Consider the following 9,406-nt stretch of genomic DNA (forward strand, 5'->3'; position numbering starts at 1 on the left):
GAAATTATGTCACCACTTCGTGGTTTCATGAAGAAAAAACGCCAAAGGACTATAATCATGTCATCCCTTCGGGATTTTCCGGCCCGAGAATCCCAAAGGGATGACATGATTATAGAAAGATAGCCAAAAAGAACAGTTTAAAACCCGAAGGGTGACATATTTACTGCGCCAGCTTTTGGGAATTGCACGCGGTCTAGTGTTTTCACGCCGGCTGATTCTGAGCAATGCGGGCGCAAATTTTCTCGCGCACCGCACTTGCAACAAATCTGATTGCGATTAAACCGTTTCGCGGCGTGAGGCTTTCGGATAGTTCATCAAGTTTTCTGCGGGCGAAATCAGGCCCGCCGATTTATTCACCAGCATGTCTTGCGGGAAGGCAAGCCCGCCGGCGGCGGTATTTTCCAACAAGGCCAGGGCCATTTGACGAATATGATCGTTGATGAAATAACGGCTCAGCACATCGAGAGGCACATAGATCGCGCCGGCAACCAACCGAATACACTCCGGCGCGCCGCACAAGCAGGCAAACGGCCGGTCCATTTTCCATTCGGTGGAGGGATAAAAGAAACTCAATTCGTCGCCCGGTGCAATGTCACGGCAGGCGAACACCGTGAGCGCGTGCGTGTTCACGGCCACGTTGGGGCGGCAGCTATGATTGAGATAAGCCAGCACTCCCAGCTCTTTGAGATGCTTATTGGGGCCGATCTGAATGGTTTGATAGGTGGGCTTCTTCGTCAGTTTATATTGCTCGATACGATAAACGATCTCACCCGCGTTGATGGGCTCTGTTGCCACCAAGCGCGCACCATAAACACTTGCACCGATTTCGAGCTCAAAACGCTGCACACTCATGTTACCTCTCCTTGTCGATTGTGAATATCGTGAAACAATAAATTCAAGGCGCGGAGCCGCTGCCGTTTCACCGTCATTTTGCAATATCATCACTCGCCCGAACAAGCGGCTTCTCTCAACGCCCAAACAGCACGGCCGTGAAACGCGGCATGAAAGATAATAACAAACTTAATTAGAAATGCTATTAAAAAACCGCGCCGGGGAGAGTTTTATTGCCAAACGGGCACGCCATGCAGTTGCCGCCAATGCCTGCCGGAGCAATCCTAGCGCGCGAATTGAGGGCAACAGCGATGCGACAAGCGCGCTTTTCGCTTAAAATGCACCGTTGAATTGCCGCTCATTTTTCCGGCTTGAGATCGTATAAATCCTGCTCTGTTTAAGCGCGGACAAGTGTTTCAGCCTGAAGCAATTCCAAGCCAGGATTGAGGCGATGTCGATATAGGTTATATGAAGTAATAACCTGCAATTACTTCTTGCTTCTTTTTCGTGAATGCTGTCACCGTTTTGTGGCATTAAATTTGTCAAATTCTTCTCGAAATATGGACATTCACTTTTTCAACGTCACTGCAACATCAATGTGACATCGCAATAGACATGATCAAACAGCCGCGCGACACGAACAATTTCATTTCAACAATCAGGCGAGCGTATGATTCAATCCAGCCAGACTGCAGCAGAGCCTAGTTTTGCAGTAGCCAAAACCAATGGCGCCAAGCGCACGATTCTTCTGATTGACGATGATCATAATATTCACGAGTTGTGTCGCAGGTATGTGACAAAAGCGGGACATGATTTCATTTCGGCCTATGACGGCGCGGAAGGGTTGGAGCTGATTCGACGCGGCAAAGTGGATTTGGTGTTGCTCGATTTCATGCTGCCCGGCCGCGACGGTTATTCCATCTACAAGGAATTGGCGAGCAACGCGGCGTTTACACATGTGCGTCATGTGCCCGTCATCATGCTCACGGCTTATCCCGGCGCGGAAGAGCGCAAGCGCGAATTGATGGAACTCGGATTGAGTATGCACATTGAAAAGCCGTTCGGCGGGCCGGAATTGATCAAAGTCATCGAGAATGTTTTCGTCAGCCACGGGGTGCGCGAGCGCGAACGCCAGCGCGCGCTCACCAAGGAACATGAGGCGGCGCGCGTGAGCGCGGAAAACCGCGCGTTGCGCACGCAGATCGTCGAAACCTACGGGTTTGAAAGCATCATCGGTAACAACCAGCGCATGCGCGAGATTTTCGATCGCATCCGGAAAGTCGCCAAAACCGACGCGAATATTTTGATCTACGGCGAAAGCGGCACCGGTAAAGAACTGATCGCGCGCAGCATTCACGCGCACAGCCATCGCGCCAAAGGGCCGTTCATTGCGGTGGATTGTGTGGCCCTGCCCGGCAATCTGCTGGAAAGCGAATTGTATGGTTATGAAAAAGGCGCCTTCACCGGCGCGGTTGCGGCCAAGCGCGGTTTGTTGGAATTGGCGCATAGCGGTACGTTTTTTTTGGATGAAATCACCGAGCTTAATCTCGATTTGCAGGCGAAACTGCTACGCGTGCTCCAAGAGCGGCAGTTCCGGCGGTTGGGCGGCAAAGATTTGATCGAAGTCGATATGCGTGTGATCTCGGCAACCAATCGCGAGCCGTTTGAAGCCGTGAAAGAGCGGGCCTTGCGCCACGATTTGTATTATCGCTTGAATGTCATTCCGATCACGCTGCCGCCGTTGCGCGAGCGCAAGGACGACATTGCGTTGTTGTGCCGCGGGTTTTTGCAGAAATTTTCCAGCGGGCATCAGCCGCAAGCCCTGGAATTATCGCCGGAAGCACTGACCTGCTTGATGGGCTATTCCTGGCCCGGGAATGTGCGGGAATTGCAAAACGTGATGGAACGGGTGGCCTCGCTGGCAACCGGGCCGCGCATCGAAACCTCGGATTTACCGGAGTATTTGCGGGACAGTTATCATACGCCGCTGCGCGCCGGTCACAGCGACGAGCAAAACGGCGTCGCCAGCGCAGCGGAATTGCCGTTGCGGGAAGCGCGCCAACAATGGATGGAAAAATTCGAGCGGAACTATTTAATAGAATTGATGAATCGCTGCAACGGCAACATCAGCCGGGTGGCGCGCAAGGCCGGCGTACACCGCATGACGATTTATCGCATGCTGAAACATTATGACATTACCATTTCTCCGCGGCGCGCACAATGAGCCGGCGACTGCCTCGCACATGTGACAGATGTCAATTATTCTGGTCGAAGCAATGAAGCACTCAAAGCACACCGGCCAGATCTCACGCGAGCGCTTCTGATACGCTTTGCATAGAAACAGGCTGTTAGCGCAGCGAACCACGCCCCGCCAGCAACGGCAGGCATTGGCAGAAATTTTGTAAGGCTTTTTAAATTCTAACACGCGAAGTAGAGAGTGAGCAAAATCACCAAGGAGGGTGCCATGTTGCCCCAACACTCTGCAGCAAACGAGCGCCAGCATTCCGCCCAGGCAGCAAACCGGCTACGCGAGGAAGATGCGGAAAACACGCTGACACGGCGGCGCAGTCTCGCCAGCAAAGCCGGAAGCGAGGACTATGCCTTTAAGAAAAGCGTGATTCAGGATATTCTGAATCAAATCGACTATCAAGCCGCCCTGAATCGCGGCGTTGTTGATGTCGATACGCGGGAAATTTCCACAGAATTGCAGCAACTCTCGACGCGGTCGCTGCTGGCGTGGTATGAAGCCTTCCTGTTTATTCGCAGCGAGTTGATGTTTGCCGGGTATGAGTTGAACGGCTTTCGCGTGCTCGACCGGCCGGTGGACGCCATTCGCAAATTGATGGAATCCGACCCGAATTTCGATATCCGCCAATATATTTTTTAATCCGGGCCACACAGCGGCCTCACGCCATTTTTTCACGCCAACTGCTTTTTCACCTGCAACAACCCCTGCCGGAATTCTGTTGCGGTTTGGAACCGGTCCGCCGGTTTTTTTGACAGCACGCGATTCAACATCTCATCCAGCGCCGGCGGAATGTCGGGATTCTCGCGGCTGGCCGGCACATGCGCCGTGTGTACGATTTTATAAGCGAGCGAGGCCAGCGTTTCCGCGATAAACGGGCGCTTGCCGACCAGTAATTCATAGAGCACCACGCCGAGCGAGAACAAATCCGCGCGGCCGTCGGTAAAATGGCCCTCGATCTGTTCCGGCGCCATGTAACTCGGCGTGCCGAGCACGCGGCCGGTTTGCGTGAGTGTGAGATAGTTGTTGATTTTGGCGATGCCGAAATCCATGACTTTGATCTCGTCATGCGCGACCATCATGATGTTGGACGGTTTGATGTCACGGTGAAAAACGCCGGTTTGATGCGCATATTCGAGCGCGCTGCACACTTGCGTGACGATATCGAGCGCGCGGTTGCAGCACAAGCGCCGGTCTTTTTGCAGAATCTGGCTGAGATCCTCGCCTTCGAGATGTTCCATGACGATATATGAAAATTCCGGCTCGTCGTCAATATCATACACCACCACAATATTGGGATGATTCAACTTGGCAATGGCGCGCGCTTCGCGATAGATGCGATCTTTGAGCACTGAAATTTCGTGCGGCGAGGGCGCAAAGCCGTAGTGCACGGTTTTTAACACCACCGCGCGATCGAGTTTGGGATCCCATGCCTTGTAAATCCGTCCGGTTGCGCCCTTCGAAATTTCTTTTTCAACCAAATAACGATTGATCTTTTGCAGCGGCTGAGGCGTTTCCAGCGTGCGTTCGGCTTCAAGCTCATCATGTGTTGCGTGGCCGTTGGCAGCCGGCTTGACAGACGCAACATTCAAGTCATGCTGGGTTTGCGCCAGCGGTTGATCGACAAGCAGAGATTTGGCCAACGCAATGGCGCGTTCCTGTTCGGCGTTGAAAACCGGCTCGACAATATCCAACGGCTCATCATCCGCAAAATTTTTTGCGAAGGATTCCGTTGTTTGCATCGGCGGTTGCCACGCTTGTTGATCCCAGGGCGCATCTCCGGTATGGTTTTCGCCATTTGAGTTGGCGTGTTGACTACCCTCCGAATTGAGCAACTCTTCCAGAGAGGGCGTCAATGATGAAGAAAGCAGGTTGGGAGTATTTTCTGCCGGCGCTGCGGCTGCTTCTGGCGCAACGGCGGCGCTGCCGTTTTCCTCCACCTCAAACGCGCTTGGGGATGCAGCAATCATCTCAGCAAATAGAATTTCAGTTTGCAAGCCAAACGCCGGCGAAACTGCGGTCACAACATTCTGATCGTCCATAATCTCGGGTTCATCCGTTTTGTGCGGTGGAGCAACCGGCGATGCCTCGTTCTTATCGGGATCAACCGGAGGGGCTGTCAGGGCGCCGCCGGTTTCGAGGGGGGCAATCACAGGTTGTGGGAATAGTATATTTCTTTGCCGCGCCAGATAATTTTGTGCGGCGGCGAGATAATCTTTCATCGTTGCGAACAAGCGCTGAGCCAGCATGATCGCGGCCTCACGCACGCGCTTGACATCGTGCAAGACAACGTCGCGCGAAAGGGGCTTACGCTTGCGATAATACCAAAACCCGGCAGCCGCAAGTGTGAGACCGGCCAGCCAGAACGCGGCGCCTGCCCACTCATTTTTTTCTCTGGCAAGTTCACGCTCGCGATTACGATCATGCACGGATTCGAGAAACGGGATGATGCGTTGCGGCGTTTTGGCCACGCGCAGCGCCCCGGGTTCATACCTCACAGCAGGGATGCGCGCGCGCGCGGATTTGCGCTCCGGAGCCGGCTTTGCCTGCGGGGGATTTTTTGTGGTCGCCGCCGGCGCGGCTTTTTTTGAGGCAAGCTTTTCCTCGGCGCGCGTCATGCTGCCGGAATTCGGTTTATTCTTGCTTTTCGCCGGAGACTGGGCAAGTTCTTCTTTCCTGGATTTTGTCCCGCCCGATTTTGCTTGCTCCGCAACGCGCGTTTCGAGACGTTCCAAATTTTGGCGAGCCGCGGTTAAATTGGCGTCCAGCGCCAGCGCCTGGCGGTAGCTTTGTGAGGCTGCCGCGAAATCATTGTTCGCTTCTTGCGCCGCCGCGAGATTGTAGTGGTTTTTCGCCGTTGGTTGGGCGCGCACCAAGCGCGCACCGAAGTCAATCGCTTTATCATAACGGTTGAGTTGATAATAAAGCTGCGCGGCGGTCGCGAGCGCCGGCGCAAATGCCGGATTGTGCCGCAGCGCGGCCAGCGCGGCTTGCAAGCCGGCTTGCGTATCGCCTTTGCTGAGATGCTGGCTCGCCAGGGCATAATACGCCGGAGGCAACAACGCCACCAGCCCGACTTGATCCGCGAGCGCCGGGTCCAACACGATAACTTGCTCAAAATGCGCCACCGCAGAATCCAGGCGTGATTGCTGATAAAACTCGCGGCCGAGCGCGTATTCAATTTTTGCGGAATACGGATGCAGCGCCACGGCCTCGCGCAACAATTTCAAACGATCTTTGGCCTTCTTGGCCTTGAGCGCATTTTCGTAAAGGCTTTCGGCGCGCTGTTGGTTTTTATTTTGTGCTATCGCCTCGCCAAAGGCGAGAACCGTTAAAACCAGCAGCGCATACGCGACGAGGGAAAAATGTTTTGAGCGATCTCGGTTCACTTGATCACGATCAGTTTTTGCGTTGCGGTGAATTGAGGTGTTTCCAACCGATAGAGGTATATGCCCGCCGCCACCTCAACGCCCAGATTGTCACGCCCATCCCAGATGATTTCGTGATGGCCCAGATTGAATGTCTGAGCGACAGCCAGCGTACGAACGTTACGGCCTAGTACATCAAAAATGCGCAATGTCACCGGAGTTGCAACCGGCAAGCTGAAACGAATCACACTCAGCGCATTTTGGCCGGTTTGCAAACGCACCGGATTGGGGTAGCTCGGCGCGAGCGCAAATGCCGTGGGCCGGGCCTGCGCCAGAATTCCGCTTGCTTCCATTTCGGCGCGGGGCGCCGCGAGTAGCACAAATGCGCGGGGACGCTTGCCGCTGCGAAACGTGTAAGAGTTATCTTCACGTTGTGGATCAAGCACCAGCAGAGGGTTGCTTTGCGCATCACAAAGCACAAACTGCCAATCCGCCAATAATTCTCCTGCAAAGGAGAGCTGTATGGTTTTGCCCTCCTCACTGCTGCGGACTTCAAAGGGCCAGCTCTGCAACTCCTGCGACGGCGGCCTGAAATCCGTGGCAAAATTGCCGGGGAATTCTTTCCAATTCTTGCGAGGAAAGTGCAAGGACACAAAATTTCCCAGTGCTGCTGGCGGCTCGCTCAGCTCGAGTTCATCCCATTCCGGCGCGGCTTGTGTTGCCAGGCCGAGCCAATTCTGCTCGTCGGCAAATTCGCCGTCACGCACGCGAAGTTGCAATTGCCAGGTTGCGGCTTCGCTGGCCGGCAACGGCGCAACATTCTTGGCCAGGCGGCTGCTCGCTTGCGGCGGCAGCAAAACGGTTTGCGGCTGAGTGGTAAGATTGTACACATAATAACCCTGCCACGGTTGCATGACGCCGTTCTGCGCAAGATATTGCCGGCCGTCGAATGCCCACAATTGCGGCTCAATACCAACCGGTTTTTGTGCGGCATTCCAATCAATCGGAAAATCAAACGGTGAAGCAATGAGATTCCAACCGGGTTGCAAAGTCAATGCAAAATCTTTGCCGGTGGTGATCGAATGGCTGGCGCCGATGGTGTAATTTAGCGGCGTCGAGGTGATCAGCCAATAGCCCTTACCGGCTTCCAAATTGCGAAAATCCTGTTTGCCGAATTCGACGTTCCCTTGCGTTTCATTGTAAGTGAAGATACGCCAGCGCATGGGATCGTATGCGCCAAAATCATCCGTGAAGATCGCGTCGGCAGCAGGCGCTTCGAGATGATAAGGCGCCGAAATCAATTGATAATACCCGCGCAGCGTTGTGTTGGGCGCGGCTACTTGCGTTGACCGCACCACGACGGCATGCCACGGCAATGAACCCACCGGCACTGACAGCGCGAGATTGCCGGCAGAATCTGCGGCATCAATAAAATACTCGAAACCGGGTGCGCGCACTGCTCCACCCGCAATTGTCGCGGTAAACTCACCGGCTGACAGCGCCATGCTTTGCGAAACGAAGGAAGCATTGCCGGCGGTGCGATGCCAGACGCGCAATATGGCAATACCGGAGAGGCCATCGTTGGCATTTGCACGCAACACAAGCGGTTGGCCGGCTTGCGCGGTGTCAATGGCCGTTAGTGTTAAAACCGGCGCCGTTCGGTCGACGCCGAAGGGTGAAAATATGACTGCGCTGCGATTTCCGGCGCTGTCCAGAGCCGTGAGTTGCCAACGATGATTGCCCTCTTCCAGAGGCGAGCGCCGCACGAAACTCGTCGCCGTGCCCGGCAGTTTGACCACGGCCTCGCTATTGAGCCTAAATTCGTAACTGGCAACGCCGCTGAGTAAATCGGTTGCCGGCTGCCACAAGAGGGTGATGGAATCGCCGCGCGTCCAACTGCTGCCATTTTCTGTGGTGATGCGCAAGGCGCTCGCTGCCAGCGGCGGCGTGATATCGTAAAGATAGTCGGCGCGCGCGGCGGTGCGGTAATCGACGTTGCCGCGGCCATCGACGAGCCAAACATAAACGGGAATGCGGCCCTCCGCCGTTGCCTGCAGTTTGAATTCCGTGAGATCTGCCGCAGAAATCAATGTGCCGTCGGTGTTGTTTGCCGGCGCCGCGCCGATTTTGTAGTATGCGCCGCTGATTTGGCTGGGATCGAAAGGATTCTGCCAGCGCGCGATGAATTGCGCCGTGCGGCTCCAGATGCCGGGAATGATGATGAGATTCTGCGGCGCGGAAGGCGCAGCATTGTCCGGCGCGCTCAGACTGAAGACTTTAATGCGAAAGGTTTGCGTGGCAACGCCGCCAAATAAATCTTGCGCGCGCAGCGTTACAAATGTCTCTCCAGTATCGCGCAGCGCGGGTGTGCCGCGCAGCATGTTGCTTGCGGTCTCCCAAGCCAGCCAGGCCGGCAACGCCACCGGGAAAATTTGCACACGATCGTTGACATCGACATCTTGCGCCGAGGCAAGGTAACGATACAACGAATCGACCAGCGCCACGGTGTCCGGCCTGCTGCTGAACACCGGCAGATCGTTGGTATTGACGACGCGCACGCTGAAGCTTTGCTGATCTTTTGCGCCAGCTCTATCCTGCACCTGCACCTGCACGGCATGATCGCCAACATGTTCGTTGAACGGAGTGCCGCGCAGCAAGCCGAGCGTGGTATCGAACGTCAGCCAATTCGGCGCAGCGAGCACGGCATAACTTAGCGTTTCATTGGGATCCGGATCAAAAGCCACAATTTGATATTGCCACGGCGCATCTTCCGTAGCCGTGGTGGGCGGCGTTGAAGTAATGCGCGGCGGCTGATTGATCGTGTTAATCGGAATCGCATAAGTCTTGCGATCCTGTGCGCCTGACAAGTCGGCGACGACGATGGTGATCACCGTGTCCGCGAGATGGGCGCGGCTGGGTGTTCCGCTGATCTCGCCGGTTGCGGCGAGTTGCAGCCAGGCCG

5 protein-coding genes are annotated in these 9,406 nt (G+C 55.1%); 2 read left to right on the forward strand and 3 right to left on the reverse strand.

Going from position 1 to position 9,406, the window contains the following annotated elements; translation table 11 throughout:
• Positions 1 to 276: 276 nt before the first annotated feature.
• Complete coding sequence (locus FBQ85_20960) at positions 277 to 942, reverse strand: SET domain-containing protein (GenBank protein MDL1877610.1); 666 nt, start codon at positions 940 to 942, stop codon at positions 277 to 279.
• Between the two features lie 559 nt (positions 943 to 1,501).
• Here FBQ85_20960 and FBQ85_20965 point away from each other — a divergent pair.
• On the forward strand, positions 1,502 to 3,055 hold the full coding sequence (locus FBQ85_20965; GenBank protein MDL1877611.1) for a sigma-54-dependent Fis family transcriptional regulator: 1,554 nt from the start codon (positions 1,502 to 1,504) through the stop codon (positions 3,053 to 3,055).
• Between the two features lie 240 nt (positions 3,056 to 3,295).
• Complete coding sequence (locus FBQ85_20970) at positions 3,296 to 3,718, forward strand: hypothetical protein (protein ID MDL1877612.1); 423 nt, start codon at positions 3,296 to 3,298, stop codon at positions 3,716 to 3,718.
• A 32-nt stretch (positions 3,719 to 3,750) separates the two neighbouring features.
• On the opposite strand, the gene FBQ85_20975 is transcribed toward FBQ85_20970, so the two are convergent.
• Positions 3,751 to 6,465: a hypothetical protein gene (locus FBQ85_20975; protein ID MDL1877613.1), complete on the reverse strand. Its 2,715-nt coding sequence runs from the start codon at positions 6,463 to 6,465 to the stop codon at positions 3,751 to 3,753.
• The coding region (locus tag FBQ85_20980) for a T9SS type A sorting domain-containing protein (protein MDL1877614.1) at positions 6,462 to 9,406 on the reverse strand (2,945 nt) is incomplete at its 5' end. The genes FBQ85_20975 and FBQ85_20980, both read right to left, overlap by 4 nt.

The organism is Cytophagia bacterium CHB2, from assembly GCA_030263535.1.
Lineage (GTDB): Bacteria > Zhuqueibacterota > Zhuqueibacteria > Zhuqueibacterales > Zhuqueibacteraceae > Coneutiohabitans.

Coding starts and splice junctions, on each gene's coding strand:
- FBQ85_20960 (MDL1877610.1), bottom strand. CDS start 942: ATGATATTGCAAAATGACGGTGAAACGGCAGCGGCTCCGCGCCTTGAA.
- FBQ85_20965 (MDL1877611.1), top strand. CDS start 1,502: ATGATTCAATCCAGCCAGACTGCAGCAGAGCCTAGTTTTGCAGTAGCC.
- FBQ85_20970 (MDL1877612.1), top strand. CDS start 3,296: ATGTTGCCCCAACACTCTGCAGCAAACGAGCGCCAGCATTCCGCCCAG.